This is a genomic window from Psychrobacillus sp. MER TA 171, from assembly GCF_023713305.1.
Taxonomy (GTDB): domain Bacteria; phylum Bacillota; class Bacilli; order Bacillales_A; family Planococcaceae; genus Psychrobacillus.
Genome location: NZ_JAMAWN010000002.1, coordinates 40,468 through 58,415, shown reverse-complemented (window position 1 = coordinate 58,415; position 17,948 = coordinate 40,468). Strand labels below are relative to the sequence as shown.

Annotated in this window: 19 protein-coding genes; 18 read left to right on the top strand and 1 reads right to left on the bottom strand. The window is 36.3% G+C overall.

Features of this window, described 5'->3' with window-relative positions; all coding sequences use genetic code 11:
• Positions 1 to 100: 100 nt before the first annotated feature.
• The 16 genes from M3627_RS02410 (at position 101) to M3627_RS02335 (ending at position 16,339) form a co-directional block, all read left to right on the top strand.
• Positions 101 to 1,855 carry a 2-oxoacid:acceptor oxidoreductase subunit alpha gene (locus tag M3627_RS02410; protein WP_169358658.1) on the top strand — a complete coding sequence of 585 codons (1,755 nt, stop codon included), beginning with the start codon at positions 101 to 103 and terminating at the stop codon, positions 1,853 to 1,855.
• Positions 1,842 to 2,708 (top strand): 2-oxoacid:ferredoxin oxidoreductase subunit beta, encoded by an 867-nt coding sequence (locus M3627_RS02405; RefSeq protein WP_251552870.1) that lies wholly within the window; start codon positions 1,842 to 1,844, stop codon positions 2,706 to 2,708. Before M3627_RS02410 ends, M3627_RS02405 begins: the two co-directional genes overlap by 14 nt.
• A gap of 911 nt (positions 2,709 to 3,619) precedes the next feature.
• A complete protein-coding gene (gene miaB, locus M3627_RS02400) occupies positions 3,620 to 5,167 on the top strand; it encodes a tRNA (N6-isopentenyl adenosine(37)-C2)-methylthiotransferase MiaB (RefSeq protein ID WP_251552869.1) in 1,548 nt (515 codons plus the stop codon).
• Positions 5,167 to 5,601, top strand: a complete 435-nt coding sequence (locus tag M3627_RS02395; RefSeq protein WP_169358661.1) for a YlbF/YmcA family competence regulator — start codon at positions 5,167 to 5,169, stop codon at positions 5,599 to 5,601. The genes miaB and M3627_RS02395 overlap by 1 nt, the downstream gene beginning before the upstream one ends.
• A 220-nt stretch (positions 5,602 to 5,821) precedes the next feature.
• The gene (locus M3627_RS02390) at positions 5,822 to 6,826 is read left to right on the top strand and encodes a TAXI family TRAP transporter solute-binding subunit (RefSeq protein ID WP_169358662.1); all 1,005 of its coding nucleotides are present in this window, start codon (positions 5,822 to 5,824) and stop codon (positions 6,824 to 6,826) included.
• 72 nt (positions 6,827 to 6,898) lie between these two features.
• Entirely contained in the window at positions 6,899 to 7,408 is a 510-nt protein-coding gene (locus tag M3627_RS02385) for a DUF1850 domain-containing protein (RefSeq protein WP_251552868.1), read from the top strand.
• Positions 7,398 to 9,422 (top strand): TRAP transporter permease, encoded by a 2,025-nt coding sequence (locus tag M3627_RS02380; RefSeq protein ID WP_251552867.1) that lies wholly within the window; start codon positions 7,398 to 7,400, stop codon positions 9,420 to 9,422. Before M3627_RS02385 ends, M3627_RS02380 begins: the two co-directional genes overlap by 11 nt.
• Before the next feature lie 110 nt (positions 9,423 to 9,532).
• Positions 9,533 to 10,573, top strand: coding sequence for a LytTR family transcriptional regulator DNA-binding domain-containing protein (locus tag M3627_RS02375; protein WP_169358665.1), 1,041 nt, complete (start codon positions 9,533 to 9,535; stop codon positions 10,571 to 10,573).
• Positions 10,574 to 10,713: 140 nt separating this feature from the next.
• Entirely contained in the window at positions 10,714 to 11,562 is an 849-nt protein-coding gene (locus M3627_RS02370; RefSeq protein ID WP_169358666.1) for an ABC transporter ATP-binding protein, read from the top strand.
• Entirely contained in the window at positions 11,559 to 12,266 is a 708-nt protein-coding gene (locus M3627_RS02365) for an ABC transporter permease (protein ID WP_251552866.1), read from the top strand. The genes M3627_RS02370 and M3627_RS02365 overlap by 4 nt, the downstream gene beginning before the upstream one ends.
• 189 nt (positions 12,267 to 12,455) lie before the next feature.
• Positions 12,456 to 13,649: an MFS transporter gene (locus M3627_RS02360; protein ID WP_251552865.1), complete on the top strand. Its 1,194-nt coding sequence runs from the start codon at positions 12,456 to 12,458 to the stop codon at positions 13,647 to 13,649.
• A 97-nt stretch (positions 13,650 to 13,746) separates the two neighbouring features.
• Positions 13,747 to 14,202, top strand: a complete 456-nt coding sequence (locus tag M3627_RS02355) for a helix-turn-helix transcriptional regulator (RefSeq protein WP_251552864.1) — start codon at positions 13,747 to 13,749, stop codon at positions 14,200 to 14,202.
• Between the two features lie 53 nt (positions 14,203 to 14,255).
• Positions 14,256 to 15,047 (top strand): hypothetical protein, encoded by a 792-nt coding sequence (locus M3627_RS02350; RefSeq protein ID WP_251552863.1) that lies wholly within the window; start codon positions 14,256 to 14,258, stop codon positions 15,045 to 15,047.
• A complete protein-coding gene (locus M3627_RS02345) occupies positions 15,044 to 15,415 on the top strand; it encodes a hypothetical protein (RefSeq protein WP_251552862.1) in 372 nt (123 codons plus the stop codon). The genes M3627_RS02350 and M3627_RS02345 overlap by 4 nt, the downstream gene beginning before the upstream one ends.
• A gap of 108 nt (positions 15,416 to 15,523) precedes the next feature.
• On the top strand, positions 15,524 to 16,105 hold the full coding sequence (locus M3627_RS02340) for a hypothetical protein (RefSeq protein ID WP_251552861.1): 582 nt from the start codon (positions 15,524 to 15,526) through the stop codon (positions 16,103 to 16,105).
• Between the two features lie 6 nt (positions 16,106 to 16,111).
• On the top strand, positions 16,112 to 16,339 hold the full coding sequence (locus M3627_RS02335) for a hypothetical protein (RefSeq protein WP_251552860.1): 228 nt from the start codon (positions 16,112 to 16,114) through the stop codon (positions 16,337 to 16,339).
• An 88-nt stretch (positions 16,340 to 16,427) separates the two neighbouring features.
• Here the strand turns inward: M3627_RS02335 and M3627_RS02330 are convergent, their stop codons facing one another.
• Positions 16,428 to 16,637, bottom strand: coding sequence for an NUDIX hydrolase (locus M3627_RS02330; RefSeq protein WP_251552859.1), 210 nt, complete (start codon positions 16,635 to 16,637; stop codon positions 16,428 to 16,430).
• Between the two features lie 242 nt (positions 16,638 to 16,879).
• Between M3627_RS02330 and M3627_RS02325 the strand changes: the two genes are divergently transcribed.
• Together M3627_RS02325 and M3627_RS02320 are read left to right on the top strand one after the other, a co-directional pair.
• A complete protein-coding gene (locus tag M3627_RS02325; RefSeq protein ID WP_169358676.1) occupies positions 16,880 to 17,212 on the top strand; it encodes a hypothetical protein in 333 nt (110 codons plus the stop codon).
• A 16-nt stretch (positions 17,213 to 17,228) separates the two neighbouring features.
• A complete protein-coding gene (locus tag M3627_RS02320) occupies positions 17,229 to 17,933 on the top strand; it encodes a class I SAM-dependent methyltransferase (protein ID WP_251552858.1) in 705 nt (234 codons plus the stop codon).
• Positions 17,934 to 17,948 lie beyond the last annotated feature (15 nt).

Genomic DNA, 17,948 nt, shown 5'->3' with positions numbered 1-17,948 from the left:
ATTCCATAAAAGTACAGGTAATACATAGTGTATATCGCTACTTCGTGATAAACTAATGAAGGAAAAAAGCATTTAAAGAGAACAGTAAGGAGATGTTTATATGTTGCAACAGCTTTCTTGGAAAGTAGGAGGGCAGCAAGGAGAGGGTATTGAGAGTACAGGCGAAATATTCTCTATGGCTATGAATCGCCTTGGGTACTACTTATATGGATACCGTCATTTCTCTTCTCGAATTAAAGGCGGACATACTAATAATAAAATTTGTGTGCGTCCTACTCAAGTACGTACCATTCCAGATAACTTAGATATTTTAGTGGCATTCGATCAAGAAACGATTGAAGTCAATTATAAAGAGCTTACAGAAAAAAGTATCATACTAGCAGATGCTAAATTTTCACCAGAGGCACCAGAGGACTGTTTAGCACCAATGTATATCGTACCTTTTACAGAGATTGCTTCTAGCCTTGGAACCTCTCTCATGAAGAACATGGTGGCAATTGGAGCTACATCTGCTTTATTAAACCTAGACAAAGCCGTTTTCCAAGGAGTCGTTGATGAAATCTTTGGTAAAAAAGGTGAAGAAGTTGTAGAAAAAAATATGCAGGCTATTCAACAAGGATATGACACGATGGCTGAGCAGCTTGGGGACCGTCTTGGAGAGTGGGAAATAGCTCCAGCTGACGGCAAACAGCGTTTATTCATGATTGGTAATGATGCAATAGCTATGGGCGCATTAACTGCAGGCGTACGCTTTATGGCAGCTTATCCAATTACTCCAGCTTCTGAAATAATGGAGTATATGATTAAAAAGCTGCCTCTATTTGGAGGAGCAGTCATTCAAACAGAAGATGAAATTGCTGCAGCAACAATGGCAATTGGTTCTAACTACGGTGGTGTACGTGCATTTACTGCGTCTGCTGGGCCTGGCCTGTCTCTAATGATGGAAGCAATTGGATTGTCCGGTATGACAGAGCAACCATTAGTAATTGTGGACACACAGCGTGGGGGCCCATCTACAGGATTACCGACCAAACAAGAACAGTCTGATTTAATGCAAATGATTTATGGTACGCATGGGGAAATTCCAAAGGTGGTCATTGCACCAAGTACCGGAGAAGAAGCGTTCTATGATACGATCCAAGCATTTAATATTGCTGAAGAATTGCAACTACCTGTCATTATTCTTTCGGACTTACAGCTATCACTTGGTAAGCAAACAGTGGAGCCATTTGATTATTCGAAAATAGAAATCCGTCGTGGTCGTTTAATGGACAACGAAGAGCTTCCAGAAACAGAAGATAAAAGTTATTTCAAACGATATGAAGTAACCGAAGATGGTATTTCACCACGTGTATTACCAGGTATGAAGCATGCAATTCACCATGTAACAGGTGTAGAGCATGATGAAACTGGCAAACCTTCTGAAGCAGCATTAAACCGTCAAGCTCAAATGGACAAGCGTATGAAAAAATTAAAGTTTGTTAACTTCGATGAGCCAGTGTACGTTAACGCCCCTCATGAAGAAGCAGATATATTATTTGTAGGATTCAATTCTACTCGCGGAGTACTAGAAGAACTACAACAAACACTAAATGACAATGGAGTGAAAGTGAACCATGCACATATTCGCTTAATTCACCCATTCCCAACCGAACAAATGCAGCCGCTAGTAGCTAAAGCTAAAAAAGTAGTAGTGGTAGAAAACAATGCAACAGGACAATTGGCAAACATTATTAAAATGAACGTCGGCGGTCATGACAAAATAGTGAGTGTATTGAAATATGATGGCACTCCATTCTTGCCATTAAGTCTTGCAAAACAAGTGAAGGAGATGCTAACAGATGGTAACATTTAAAGATTTTCGTAACAATGTAAAACCAAACTGGTGCCCAGGATGTGGTGACTTTTCTGTGCAAGCAGCAATACAGCGTGCAGCAGCAAACGTAGGCATCCAGCCGCATGATTTAGCAGTCATCTCTGGTATCGGATGTTCTGGACGTATTTCTGGCTATATCCATTCTTATGGCTTCCATGGTATACACGGCAGAGCTTTACCAATTGCACAAGGTTTAAAAATGGCTAATAAGGATTTACACGTAATCGCATCTGGTGGTGACGGAGATGGGTTTGCCATTGGTATGGGACACACAATCCACTCAATTCGCCGTAATATTGATTTGACCTATGTAGTAATGGACAACCAGATTTATGGATTGACTAAAGGACAAACATCTCCACGTTCAGCAGAAGGCTTTAAAACGAAGTCTACTCCAGGTGGAGCAATAGAACCTTCTGTTAAACCACTGGAGCTAGCACTGACTTCTGGAGCTACATTTGTCGCACAGGGCTTCTCTTCAGATATTAAAGAATTAACTGCAATTATCGAAGCAGGTATCCAGCATAAAGGCTTCTCGTTTATCAACGTGTTCAGCCCATGTGTCACTTATAACAAAGTAAACACATATGACTGGTTCAAAGAGAATTTAACGAAGCTATCTAATGTGGAAGGCTACGACTCCGCTAATCGTGAGGAAGCAATGCGAGTAGTAATGGAAAATGAAGGACTAGTAACTGGAATCATCTATCAGGATGAAAATGCACCTTCTTACCAGGATCAAGTACCTGGATATGCTCCAACACCGCTTGTTGATCAAAACTTGAAGATGAGTGAAAAAGAGTTTGATGCATTGTTAAAAGATTTTATGTAAATGAATACTAAGCTCATGAACGATTATCGTTCATGAGCTTTTTTGTGTTTATAGGGATAATTAAGAGTAGAATCTCTGCTAAGGTTGTGTGGATGGTTGCACGTAAATGTTGGGAGGTGCACTTGTAGGGGGTAGGAGCGCACCTAAGCGAGAGAGTTGCACCTAAATAGTGTGGAGCCGCACCTAAAGGGTTGAGAAGTGCACGTAAAGTATATGGAAGTGTCACCTAAAGGATAGGAAAGCGCACCTAAACGAGTGAAACCGCCCATAAAGTATGGACAAGTGTCCCATAAATCACAGTAAACCGCCCATAAACAAAGAAACCGCCCATAAGTAATAGCAAAGTGTCCCATAACAAGTTGAGAACCGCCCATAAAGTATGGACAAGTGTCCCATAAATCACAGTAAACCGCCCATAAACAAAGAAACCGCCCATAAGTAATAGCAAAGTGTCCCATAACAAGTTGAAAACCGCCCATAAAGCATGGACAAGTGTCCCATAAATCACAGTAAACCGCCCATAAACAAAGAAAACGCCCATAAGTAATAGTAAAGTGTCCCATAACAAGTTGAAAGCAGCCCATAAAGCATGGACAAGTGCCCCATAAACTCCAACAAACCACCCATAACCAGAAACTCACCAAACCGCCATGCCAGAATTGTTTCTCCCAAACCACCATAACAACTTAAAAAAGGACCCCCTAAAACAAGGGAATCCCAGCAGAACAAACTCTATTATTCAAATCACAATCTTATCTAATTCCCATTAAATGCACTATATAAACCAAAAAACCGCACATATTTTGTCTAAATAAGAAATTTTAAGCTTAATGCCTTGTAGCAATGGAGCACTATTCAGTATAATAGGATGGATATTCGGATTTTGGCGAATGAAAGAAAGGGGAGTTCTTATGAACGAGGAATCACGTTTACAAAGTACTCAAATAAAAGAAACTACTTCTCCCGAGAAAAACGTGGAGAAAGATTATAGCAAATATTTTCAAGCAGTTTACACTCCCCCGTCCTTAAAAGATGCAAAAAAACGTGGGAAAGAAGAAGTGGCTTATCACAACGACTTTTCAATTGCAGATGAATTCAAAGGGATGGGACAAAATCGTAAATTTTATATACGTACCTATGGATGTCAAATGAATGAACATGACACAGAAGTAATGGCTGGGATTTTCATGCAGTTGGGATATGAGCCAACTAATACAGTGGAAGATGCGAATGTCATCCTTTTAAATACTTGCGCTATTCGTGAGAACGCGGAGAACAAAGTATTTGGTGAACTTGGTCATTTAAAGCATTTAAGAAGAAATAATCCTGATTTGCTTATTGGAGTTTGTGGATGTATGTCCCAGGAAGAATCCGTAGTAAAGAAAATTTTGAAAACGTACGATCAAGTAGATATGATTTTTGGCACACACAATATTCACCGTCTACCTAACATTCTTAATGAGGCGTACCTATCAAAAGAGATGGTTATTGAAGTATGGTCTAAAGAAGGGGATGTAATAGAGAACCTTCCGCGAGTGCGTAAGGGGTCTATTAAAGCCTGGGTTAACATTATGTATGGCTGTGATAAGTTCTGTACATATTGCATCGTGCCATATACACGAGGTAAAGAGCGTAGCCGTCGACCAGAGGATATTATTCAAGAAATTCGCCACCTTGCAGCTCAAGGCTATAAGGAAATTACACTTCTTGGTCAGAATGTAAACGCTTATGGAAAAGACTTTACTGACTTAGATTATCGTTTTGGTGACTTAATGGATGATTTAAATAAAATTGATGTAGCGAGAATTCGTTTTATGACTAGTCATCCTAGAGATTTTGATGATCATTTAATCGAAGTTTTAGCAAAGGGCGGCAACTTGGTAGAGCATATTCATTTACCAGTTCAGTCAGGATCATCTGATATTCTAAAAATTATGGCTCGTAAATATACAAGAGAACATTATTTAGAGCTAGTAAGAAAGATTAAAACTGCTATTCCGAATGCTTCATTGTCAACGGACATTATTGTTGGTTTCCCTAATGAAACGGACGAACAATTTGAGGAAACACTATCTCTTTATAAAGAGGTAGGATTTGAAATTGCATACACTTATATTTATTCTCCACGTGAAGGCACTCCAGCAGCTAAAATGATTGATAACGTGCCAATGGAAGTGAAGAAGGAAAGACTTCAACGTTTAAATGCACTAGTAAACGAAATGTCTGCGGAAGCTATGAAGAAGCTAGAAGGCGATATTGTAGAGGTATTAGTAGAAGGGGAAAGTAAAAATAACCCTGATGTACTTGCTGGATATACCCGTAAAAGCAAACTAGTGAATTTTGTTGGACCTAAAGATATTATTGGGAAGCTTGTACAAGTTAAAATTACAAATGCAAAAACATGGTCACTTACTGGTGAACTAGTAGAAGCAACAATTGAGGAAAAGGTGGGTATATAATGACTACTAAATACACTAGAGACGATATTATTGAGAAGGCTAGAGAAATAGCTACTATGATTGCAAACACGGAAGAAGTTGACTTCTTTAAACGTGCAGAAGCACAAATTAATGAAAATCAATCCGTACGCGAGAAAATTGCTAGCTTAAAGAGCTTACAAAAACAAGCAGTTAACTTCCAGCATCTTGGAAAAGAAAAAGCATTGAAGATGATTGAAGGTAAAATTGCTGCAATCGAAGAAGAAATCGACAGTATTCCAATTGTTCAAGAATTTAAGCAATCTCAAGGTGATGTAAATAGTCTGTTACAGCTAGTTGCTAATTCAATCTCAAACAATGTTACTAACCAAATTATTGAATCTACCGAAGGTGATCTTCTTAGAGGAGAAACTGGCTCTAAGGTTAAAAACACTACTTACGATAGCTGTTCATAATGATAAACGACAAAACATACACTGTATCTACACGATACAATGTATGTTTTTTTATTTGGACAAAATTCTTATTGTCTATTGAAATCTCTGGAATTAACGCTCGCTACTTTTCTGCAAATTAACGGAATTTACTTAATTAATTGACATCGTATGAAGTATTTATGATAGAATTATAGAGAACAAAGGGTACTTTTATATAAAAAGGGAGGAAATGTAAAATATGAAAACTAGACAATTTAAATGGTTAGCAGTCTTAAGCATTTTTGCTTTAGTATTTTTAGCAGCTTGTGGAACTAGTGACTCCGATAGTGGGTCAGACTCGGGTTCTGGGGACTCAGCCAAAACAAAAGCAGATTATAAATTTTTAAGTATATTAACTGGTGGAACGCAAGGTACGTATTACCCACTAGGTGGTACTTTTGCTGATTTAGTTACTGAAGAGACAGGTATAAAAACAACTGCTGAGGTATCTCAAGCTTCCGCTGCGAATATGACAGCTTTACATGAAGATGATGAAGGGCAAATTGCCTTCGTACAAACTGATATCGCTTATTATGGTACAGAAGGAACAGAAATGTTCGAAGGAAACAAGTTAGATACGGTAGTTGCAATTGGTGCACTTTATCCAGAAACTGTTCAACTAGTTACCTTAGCGGATTCAGGAATTAATTCATTTGAGGATCTTAAAGGCAAAAAGGTTTCTGTAGGGGCTCCTGGTTCAGGAACATATGCAAATGCTGAGCAACTTTTAGAAATTCATGGTCTATCAATAGAAGATGATATTGAAGCTCAAAACTTAGATTTTGGTGAATCTACTGATGGGTTATCAACTGGACAAATTCAAGCTGCATTTATCACTGCAGGTTACCCAACTTCCGCAGTGGAAGCTTTAAATGCAACTAAAAAAGTAAATATTATTTCTGTTACAGAAGATAAAGCAAAAGAACTTATTGAAAAATATCCTTATTATGCTGTAGATGCTGTGCCTAAAGGTACTTACGGTCTTTCTGAAGAAGTTCCAGTAGTTTCTGTATTAGCAATGCTAGCAGTTAAGAAAGACCTTCCAGAGGATTTAGTTTATGAAATCACAAAAGCGATTTATGGCAATACAGATAAAATTAGCCATGCTAAAGGTGAATTTATTAAAGCAGAAACTGCTCTAGATGGTATTGGAATAGAAGTTCATCCAGGTGCTCAAAAATATTTTGATGAAGTAAACAAGTAATCATTAGTGAAAAGAGGCTTTGATGCGTACAGCTTCGAGTCTCTTTTCTAATTAAGAGAGGCTTTCCACTTCATGAAAAATAAAATAATTATTGTTCTTATAATGATAACTTTCTCTTTTATCTTTATACCTTTTGTACCTGCCCTCTCCTTTACCGAAACACGTACGGAATTACCAATTACTCATTATCTTCCTTTAAAAAAGGAAAAAGAATTCCAAATTATTTTTACTCATACTATACATAAAACAGATGTTATTGAAAATTACCGGGTACTAAATAACAAGGAAATTCTCTTACTATCAATGGAATATAGTGACGTTGCGATTGGAATGCCGAGCTACGCAGAAGAGGGGCAAACACTTGTATATAAAGATGGTTTATACACTCTATCGTATGCTCATGAAGCGTTGCCTTCTTTTACTATGTTTGTAGGAGATGTTGAAGATCAGCTTTTTTTACAATACCAAAAGAAGAAATACAATTTAAAAGTAAAACTAGAAAAAGGGAAATCTTATTTATTCGAAGTGAAAAAGCTATCATTATTTGACATAGCGAGAGGAGTTAACCTGAATGAGCAATAATAAAGGCAATAAAAAAGAGCGGAATGCAGAAGAAAGTAATTTTAAAGAGTTGTCAGCTGAGGAACAGCAAGCGCTGCTAGAGAAATACGATCCAGAATCTAATACACGTAGTGTAGGTAGTAATTTTAAATATGTTATTTATTTTGGCTTGCTAGCATTCTCTTTATTTCAGTTGTATACGGCAATTTTTGGACAGTATCCAGCGCAAATACAGCGTACTGTTCATTTGGGCTTCGGTTTATTATTTGTATTTTTATTATTCCCAGCTCGTAAGAAACTTTCTAAAACAAAAATACCGTTTTATGATTATATACTAGGAGCAGCGGCAATTTTTGTAGGAAGCCATTGGGTAATTAATTACGAACGACTTGTTAAAAGTTTAGGTGGTCTAGAAACCTTAGACTTTATAGTCGGTTTAGTTGCTATTATATTAGTTTTAGAGGCTGCACGCCGAGCTGTAGGCTTGCCGATCACTATTATAGCAGGGTTATTTTTAGTATATGCCTATTTTGGAGAATACTTCCCTGCGTTTATGGCTCATCGAGGACAAAGCTTAGATAATATCGTTAAGCTAATGTTCTTTTCAACGGATGGAATTCTAGGAACACCGTTAGCAGTTTCCTCTACGTATATTTTTGCATTCCTATTGTTTGGAGCATTTCTAGTTAAAACCGGGGTTGGACAGTATTTTAATGACCTCGCAGTAGCTATTGCTGGGAAAATGGTTGGAGGACCTGCAAAGGTTGCAATCTTCTCCTCAGCTTTACAAGGAACTATTTCCGGGAGTTCGGTAGCAAACGTTGTTACTTCAGGATCTTACACCATTCCAATGATGAAATCATTAGGCTATAAAAAGGAGTTCGCTGGAGCTGTGGAGGCATCTGCATCGACCGGTGGACAGTTAATGCCACCGATTATGGGGGCAGCCGCGTTTCTAATGGTAGAATTTATCGGACGTGGAGTTACCTATTGGGATATTGCGAAAGCTGCAGCAATTCCAGCGCTTCTTTACTTTACAGGAATTTGGATTATGACTCATTTTGAAGCAAAACGTTTGGGGTTAAGTGGGTTAACAGATGAACAAATGCCAGATCGTAAAGAAATCTTTAAAAAGATTTATTTAATCTTACCGATTTTCTTAATCATTATTTTAATGATGACAGGTGTACCAGTTATCCATGCTGCGTTATATGGCGTGGTAGCATGTATAGTTGTAGGTGCGATTAACAAAAGTACACGTTTAGGGCCAAAAGAAATTTTAGATGCTTTAGTAGACGGGGCACGAACTGCACTAGGTGTAGTAGCAGCCACTGCTTGTGCTGGGATAATTGTAGGAGTAGTCGTGAAAACAGGATTAGGTCTTAGTCTAGCAACTAGCTTAGTTAAGCTAGCGGGTGGAAGTATTATACTAACCTTATTCTTCGTTATGATTGCATCTCTAATTTTAGGAATGGGAGCTCCAACAACTGCAAATTATGTTATAACGTCGACTATTGCTGCACCAGCTATCATTACCTTACTAGCACCAGATGTAGCACAAAATGCAATACCACTAGTTGTCATATTGTCTGCTCACTTCTTTGTATTCTATTTTGGAATAGTAGCAGATATAACCCCTCCGGTAGCACTGGCCGCCTTTGCAGCCTCGGGTATTTCTGGTGGAGATCCTATTAAGACAGGTGTTCAATCTTCTAAACTAGCGATTGCCGCCTTTATAATACCTTATATGATTGTATTTTCTCCGACGTTGCTCATGATTGATACGACATTCGGGGAAATTATCTGGGTAACATTCACCGCTGTTACTGGAATGATTTCTATTGGAGCAGGTATGATTGGATATTGGTATCGAAAAGTCAGCTGGATTGAAAGAATACTGGCAATAGGTGCAGGTTTATTGTTAATCTATCCAGAAGGTATTTCTGATATTACAGGGTTAATTATTTTCGCTATATTATTCATCATCCAATTATTTACTCGAGAGAAAAAGGAAAAACAAGCTATTGCTCTATAAAAGCTAAAACCACGAGCTAATTATGGCTCGTGGTTTTATTTCATATGTAAAATTATGAATATATTGGTATAATTAAATTTAACAGAATACATAGAATAGAGGATATATTTATGACGTTAAAATTCATTCAAGCTGGTAAGCATACAAATGATATGATTCATTTTCCTGAATTTGATTTGACAATACAACCCGGAGAGGTAACGGCAATCGTTTCTACAGTAAATGTTAAAGAGCAGCTTTTAAATACATTTCTAGGAAAAACACGACTTTCCAATGGTAAAGTAGATTATCTCCCAGATAAAAAAATAGGTTTTTTCTTTTTACATGAAGGTTGTTATGAACGACTAACGGTAGTTGAAACTTTAAAATATTATCAAAAACTATTTAATTCCTCTGAACAAATAGAAAGCATATTACAAGCAGTGCAGCTAGATGCTCAAAAGAATAAGAAACTAAAGAGTTTGACTTACTCTGAAAGAAAGCGAGTACAGCTTGCATGGTTGCTTATACAAAACCCTGATATATACATAATGGAAGAACCAGATCAAAATCTCGATATCGAGTCGAAAAGGATTCTTTTTTCACTTTTAAGAGAGCTACGTCTAGCAAAAAAAGTAATCTTAATATTAACTGGCCAAGTAGAAAGTGGAGTTGCTTGTTCCGATAACGTATACCGATTAGATGAAAAAGGACTGCGCCCAGTTTTAACTAAGGAAGAAGACAATGGTGAAGTAATAGATAGGAGTGAGCCGACTACTGACAAAATTACCAATACCGATGAAGTAGTAGAAGAAAAAGTAATTCAGCCAATTCGTTTCGAAAAAATACCGACGAAAGTAAATGAAAAAATTGTATTATTTGACCCTCCAGAGATTGATTACATAGAAAGCACAGAAGGACAAACCTATTTACATATTAAAGGGGAAAGCTTTGCATGTTCCTTTACGTTGAATGACTTAGAAGAAAGATTATTGGCCTTTGGTTTCTTTCGCTGTCATCGTTCCTACATAGTAAATTTACAAAAAGTGCGGGAAGTCATTACTTGGACAAGAAACAGTTATAGCTTAGTACTAGATGACTCAGAAAAATCGTCCGTACCACTCTCAAAGACCAAAATGGCGGATTTAAAGGGAATGTTGGGCCTCAAATAAGCTCCATTCAGCATAAAAAGGAGTTCATTCATCCTAAAATTAACTCCTTTCACGGTAATTATAATGTCTTTCCATTAAATATCTTCTAATCTTAGGTTGTAGATACGAAATGCTAAACCAAACAATTAGGAGGTTTTCAAATGGAAAATGTAATTGAAGTAAAAGGCCTTGCCAAATATTTTTCCAACTTTAAGGCAGTGGAGGATGTAAACTTTCAAGTAAAAAAAGGTGAAATTTTTGGTTTTCTTGGACCAAGTGGTTCTGGTAAAACGACTACTATTAAAATACTAACGGGTCAGCTGGATCCCACAGAAGGGGAAGCGTTCGTTTTTGGCGAAAGTGTATCTAACTTTAAAAAGGCTAGTGAACGAAAGCGATTCGGTGTTCTTACCGATAATAGTGGACTCTATAGTAGATTAACAATTTTTGAAAATTTAAAGCTTTACTGTGAGCTATATGATTTACCGATTTCGAAAGTAGATGAGGCTCTTGGATTCGTTAACTTAAATGAGGCACGTAAGAAAAAAATCGCTGAATTATCTAAAGGAATGGTACAACGTGTAGTACTAGCGAGAGCTATTCTCCATGAGCCAGAGCTTTTGTTTTTAGATGAACCAACGTCTGCGTTAGATCCAACAAACACGTTACATATTTATACCGGCTTACGTGCATTAAATAAAAAAGGAACCACAATCTTTTTAACAACACATGACATGCAGGAGGCTGAAACCCTTTGCGATCGAGTTGCATTTTTAAATAAAGGGAAAATTCAATTATTGGATAAACCTAGCGAGCTGAAGAAACAATTTTCAGATGGAACGATGACCGTTGAGCTAACAAACAATGAAACGATCATAATCAAAAGGGATGAGGCTGGAGCAGATACGATGTTCCAATTGATGAAGGAAAATCGTATTTCCACTGTACATTCCAATGAGCCTACATTAGGTGATATTTTTGTCAAAGTGACTGGAGGAGAATTAATATGACATTTTCATGGAAACGTGTAAACGCAATTTTTCAAAAGGACTTTAAGGAATTTAGTAGAAACATGGCAGTCTCAGTTGTTGTCTTTTTACCTATTTTAATGGCAGCTATTTTTAGCCGGATGGGAATGGATCCATTGGTGAATGGTAATTTCACGATAAGCTTTGCGTTAACAATGGTAGGCTCGTATGTTCAATGCTGCTTGATTGCAGAGGAAAAAGAAAGAAATACACTGCGCGGATTAATGCTATCCCCTGCAAATACGTATGAAATTCTTGGTGGGAAAAGTGCATTATCATTCGTTTTAACAATGATAGTAGCTATTGTTAGTGTAATGCTTGCTGAGTATTCTCCAGCCAACGTACCTGTATTATTATTAGGATTAGCCTTATGTGCGATATTTTTTATAGGCTTAGGTACTTTACTAGGGTTAATAGCAAAATCAGTAATGGAGTCTTCTGTGATCGTGTTGCCCGTTATTTTATTGTTCTCTATGGGAACAGCAATCGAAAGCTTTAGTGATAAATATCCTATTTTAAGTGTAATTGAATATATACCAAACCTTCAGCTATTAGAATTAGCAACTAGGATAGATGCTGGAGCTGGGTTTGGAGAAGTTTGGAGCCATTTAGGTATAATCGCTCTATGGTCAGTAGTAATTTATATCATTACTGCTATTGTTTATAAAAAACAAATGGTAGACTAATAAAAGGAAATGTAAACCGACTGAAATATTAAAATGAATTTATTAAGAAAAATAATACCAAATATAGGAGAAGCTTTGTATCCCCCAGAGCTACTCCTTAAGGTATTTAGACGAGAGGATAAAAATAATGTATAGTCCAATTTGATTTAACTCCGTATTAAATGAACGAAACTAATATGGGGGATAATTATGAAACAAAATAAAAATTTTATAGTATTACTAACTAGTCAATCGATTGCAAACCTTGGAGATGTTTTTTATCTAGTAGGTGTTATTAGTGTTCTATATGACTTAACGGGTTCAGCCGCCATTTCTTCCATAGTGCCATTTACGATTACTACTGCAATGTTTATTTCTAGTTTAGTGACTCCTTTATTTCTTGGGAAATATAGGATAAAGTTCTTACTAGTATGGTCACAGGCAGGAAAAACTTTGCTATTAGCATTGTTAGTAGTTTTTCTTTTGTTTTTTATACATTCAACTAATTATTGGTACATTTTCTTTGTAATAGGTGGAATTGCTTTGTTAGATGGCTGTGCCAATCCGATCATGCGAGCTTTCCTACCTCATTATGTGGAAGATGCTCAGCTGATAAAGGCTAATAGTATCGTAGAAACTGTCACTCAGTTATTGCAAATTGGTGCTTGGTTGTTCGGCGGATTGTTACTTTTATTGCTAAGCCCCAATTGGTTAATACTTATAGTATGTGGCTTCTTTTTAGTTTCCACTATACTTATGTGGCTTTTAGAAGATGTAAGTCATGAGGAAAATGAGAAAGATACCCTCTGGAACCAGTTCTCCGAAGGCTGGATTAGTATAAAGAAAACTCCGGTTCTTAAAAAAATTATGCTAATGGATATTCTAGAGACGATAGCAGGGGCTGTTTGGATAGCAGCCATTCTGTATATTTATGTGGAGACTGCCCTCCATGAAGGAGAACAATGGTGGGGCTTTATTAATGGAGCATTTTTTATAGGATTATTAGTAGGAAGCATTATTTGTATGAAATATTCCACTGTGACAGATACCTATAAGCAATATTTTATCGGCTATGGCGCATTCATTAGCGGTATTCTTACCATCCTATTCGGTTCTATAAGTTTTCCATTACTAGCGATTATATTATCTGTAGCTATTGGACTAACTAGCCAATTGAAAAATATACCGCAACAAACAATTATTCAGCGAAGCGTCCCGAAAGAAAAGTTATTAACCGTTTATACATCTTTAGGTACAGTAGTTACTGGGCTGTTTGGTATATCTTCCTTAGCCATAGGTATTGCAGTAGATTTAGTCGGCGTAAGAATAGTATTTATTCTTTCAGGTGTACTACTACTTTTGGTGAGCTTGGTAGTTTTAAAGAATAGAAGGTTGTTTAATTAAAGTTGTCATGCAGGAGCTCAGTTATATTACTGAGCTTTCTGTATGTTGTTGGAACTGTATCAGTTATAATGAGTGTAAACAACGCGAGGTGATTTGCATGGATCGTGATTTCTTAATACATATTACTTCTGAAAGCCTCAAGCTAGTCAGAGTAGAGAACGACTATACCCAAGATAAAATGGCGGAGCTACTAGGAATCTCCAAAAAAACATTAGTTCAAATAGAAAAGGGAAGGACACTAGCAAATTGGACGACCACTATCGCTATATGTGCCTTATTCCGTGATAGCCCAACCTTGCAAAATCATATTGGTGGAGATCCTATGGAGGTAATAGAGCTCACTGCCCACGATGTGATTATACGTCCAAAGGATAAAACATTAGGTGGCTATATATGGTGGAAAAACGTTGAAGTAAAAAATGGTTTTCGCTTACAGCAAAATGTACTTAGCAAGCATTTTCGAATAGTAGATGAAGAAAATTATCGAATTCTTAGCACATTTGATGAAGCGGTAGCAAAAGATAAATGGTATGTTATTAGTCAGAAAATTTAATGTTGTCTAAAACTCCCCTTTAGTGTAAAATTACACTAAAGGGGAGTTTTAATATGAAGGATATAAACAAATATCAAATTATAATAATTATAGTTATTTTCATCAGCGCATTGCTTCTTAATTTCATGCCTGCGATTAAATTTCCAGACCATCGGATAAGTATTTTCAACTTAGCTATTTCTGTACTTTTCTTAATAGGCCTCCTATATTACTCGAGTGTAAAGGATGGCACTGCTTTATATGGGATTGGATTTATAGCAACCTTGGTTATATTTGTGGTAAATCTTACGGAAAATCATCTTTTCGATTATTTTGTCTTAGATGTATTATCTAATATACAATATCCCTTGTATGTTATTTTCGTCATTCCACTTTTTGGACTAAACAAATTATTGAATTTGAGCTACGGACATTTTTCTTTTATAGTTTCTCTCCTATACCTAGCCATTTTAACAGGCAGCCTTTTAAAGTATAAGTGGAAGGTGCGGAATACGAGTTTACTTATTTTGGTTCTTTTGTTTTATTGTTTGCCTTTTGGCTACTACGGCATGTATTTGGATTATACAAAAGGGTCATTGCTCGGATACCTATCAATGATCATCATTTGTATAGCTCTAGCGTATATTTGCAAAGCATTTCTATTTGTACCCGTTCTAGTTGTAGGGAATTTATTATCTGCTATTAGTTCTTTATATTTTATACACATGATGGATATAAAAGAGGATTGGGGATATTTTTTTAAACCATTTAGGCAAACAACTATATTTTTTATTATCTTCCTTTTAAATTGCATCCCACAATGGTTTGTCATTAGAACAACTGGTAGGAGGGATAGGAAAAGATGAAAAATTGGTTAGTTATAATTTTAGTTATAAGTTTATGTGTAAATGTATTGCTGTTTGGCAATATTTTCTGGAAAGGGATGTATACACCTAACGAAAGAGATCAAGTTATTTTAGGAGAAATGGTACAATTAGTAATAAGCAGTCAGAAATTTAAAACAATAGACGAATCAGAGGGAGTTCTAGCAGTCAATCAAATGGTTGATAGAAACAAGGGAGGGGTATTTCCTTATCACTATGACGTAATTGTATATACCAGTGAGCAGGCATATATCTTTGGTTGTAAAGACGATAAATGTGACGCAGTGGGATTAGTAGGGACTATGGCTTCTAAATACGAAGATTCGGAGCAACTATTACCGTTCAAATAATAAATCGGAGTTAGTGTTCAGAATGGGATATGAGCAATTCCGCCGTTAGATCTTTGAAACGAATATATTTTTTCCTCGTCTAATTCATAAAAATAAAGAGGGATTATAATGTATAAAATAGGTTTCCTTGTGTCTTTAATAGTTCTGTCCTTATGTTTAGTGAGCTGTCAACAAAAGGTTGATAGGAAGGTTGATACCGAACCGTCTGATACGAAACCTTTAGATACAAAAGCCCAAGCTATAGAAGAAGATTTTGTATATCGACTTGTGACAGAAAAAGCAGAGTACGGTAAGAATGAACCTATAAAAATTTATGCTGAATTAGAATATACAGGAGAAAAAGATGATATTGAAATTTTTCATTCAGCTTCCCCGTTTTCTTTCCCAATGGTTGAAACTACCAGAAACTTTGAAATCGGATACGGAATGGATACTCCATTATTAAGCACTAAACTAAGAAAAGGGGAACCACTCCGTGCAGAATATTGGGGAAGTGGCGGCTACACTTCAGAGGATAAAAAAGAATATGTAGATTTTATAAGTCAAATTATGAATCAGGAATTTCCAGAAGGACGTTATATCGTAAACGGCTCTGCTGATTTTTATGTGAAAGCTAACGAGAAAACTGAACAAAAGAAAAACTATAACCTTAAATTGCAAGTTGAATTTAAGGTTAATAATACTAACTAGAAAAAAATGTTAGATGAAAACAACTACTGTAACGTAAGAAAGGTTGTTAGCCAATTGAAGAAAGTAATAATAGTCATCATTTTATTCGGATTAATTGTAATTGTTCAAAGCGTTCAAGTTATTTACACGACCCATACATTTATTAGGGTGATGAATTTAATATCTACTATCTTCATTTCTGTGGCTATCGGTGCCTTTATTAGAGTAATGTTTATTTTAAAGAAGAGTAAATAAGTAGAATATTTAAAACGTATAAATTAATTTCATTCCTTAACATAGCCAGAAGAAAAAGAGGGCCTTTACGATTTATTTGGTAAGCCATTTAATTTCTAAAGCTTAGGTACCAAACTGTATATGTATCGGTAGTAGACCAGTACCAGGAAGCAAACGGAACTCTTTCATCTGTTAACGTGATTCCAACTTCCTCCATCACTTCCCGCTCTAAAGCCTTCTCCAAACTCTCACCATTTTCTAAACGCCCTCCAATAGTGGTGATTTGCTGTTCTGCCTTGTCCCACGAAAGCATGATCATGCCTTTGTTCGGTTATGGGTATACAATGAACACCAGCAATTCTTCTGTCCTTTGGTAGTGAATCCCTATCATTTAGCATCAAATTCCTCCTTACACCTTAAACTATTTCGATATAAATCTGTAAAAACCTCCTTTGAATAATAAAATGAAAAGCGAAAAAATGTTTACTTAATTTACAAATTCTAGAGTATAATAGTATTAACAGATAATTACAATAAATGTTTAAATGGGGGAATTATGGGGTGAAAAACTTATATATCATTTTAGCTACTGTCCTAGTAGAAACAGCTATATTATGGGGAGTTTCTATTCTATTAGATTGGAAATTCGTAGATGTCATTTTTCTTGGTAGTTTAGCGGTATTTGGCCTCATCTGGTTTCTTCAACTTAATTCTAATAGAAATAGCAATGAAGAGAACGCTCATTTGAAAGGCTGGAATGGACAGGATGGTGGCGGGGTTACACCTTTTCAATTTAAATTTAGAGGATCTCCTATTGTATTAGGACTACTGCTATTCATTGTAGTGAGCTTTTGCATAACTGCATTCACTTATTATCCTTATTTTATTGATTAATGAAAGAGGTCTAGGTATGGGACGATTGATAACAGAACAAGAGGATTTATTAATAGTGTTAGACAGTCTTTTAAGGGAGCCAAAATTTTTTTGGGACGATTTTTATCGTGATCGGAAAAGAGAGGTTCCTTTTTTCACGGTAAAGCCTGATGAAAATTTAGTACAATATGTGGAACGAAATATATTTAAACAAGGTAATGTGTTAGAGCTAGGATGTGGACCTGGCAGAAATGCCATTTATTTAGCTAATAAAGGATTTGCAGTTGATGCGGTTGATATTTCAAAAGAAACAATACAATGGGCAACCGAGAGAGCAAAAAAAGAAAATATTGATGTTAACTTTATCTGTCAAAATATTTTTGAGCTGAATATTCAGGAAGGTAGCTATGACATTGTCTATGATTCAGGGTGTTTTCACCATATCGCTCCTCATCGGCGAATGAGTTATATCCAACTAATACAGAGAGCACTTAAATCTGGAGGCTATTTTGCTATTACTTGCTTTTCTCCAAATAGCGAATATGGTGGAGCGACAATTTCGGACGAAGAGGTTTATCGTTCACTAAGCTTAAAAGGGGGGCTTGGATATGATGAATCTAAATTACGAGCTGTCTTTAAGGGATTTAAGGAGATAGAGATACGACAAATGAGGGAAATAAAACCAACCGCAGAAATGCTTGGCTTAGCTGGGTTAATGACAGCAATTTTTCAAAAAACATGATTGGCGGGAGCAATT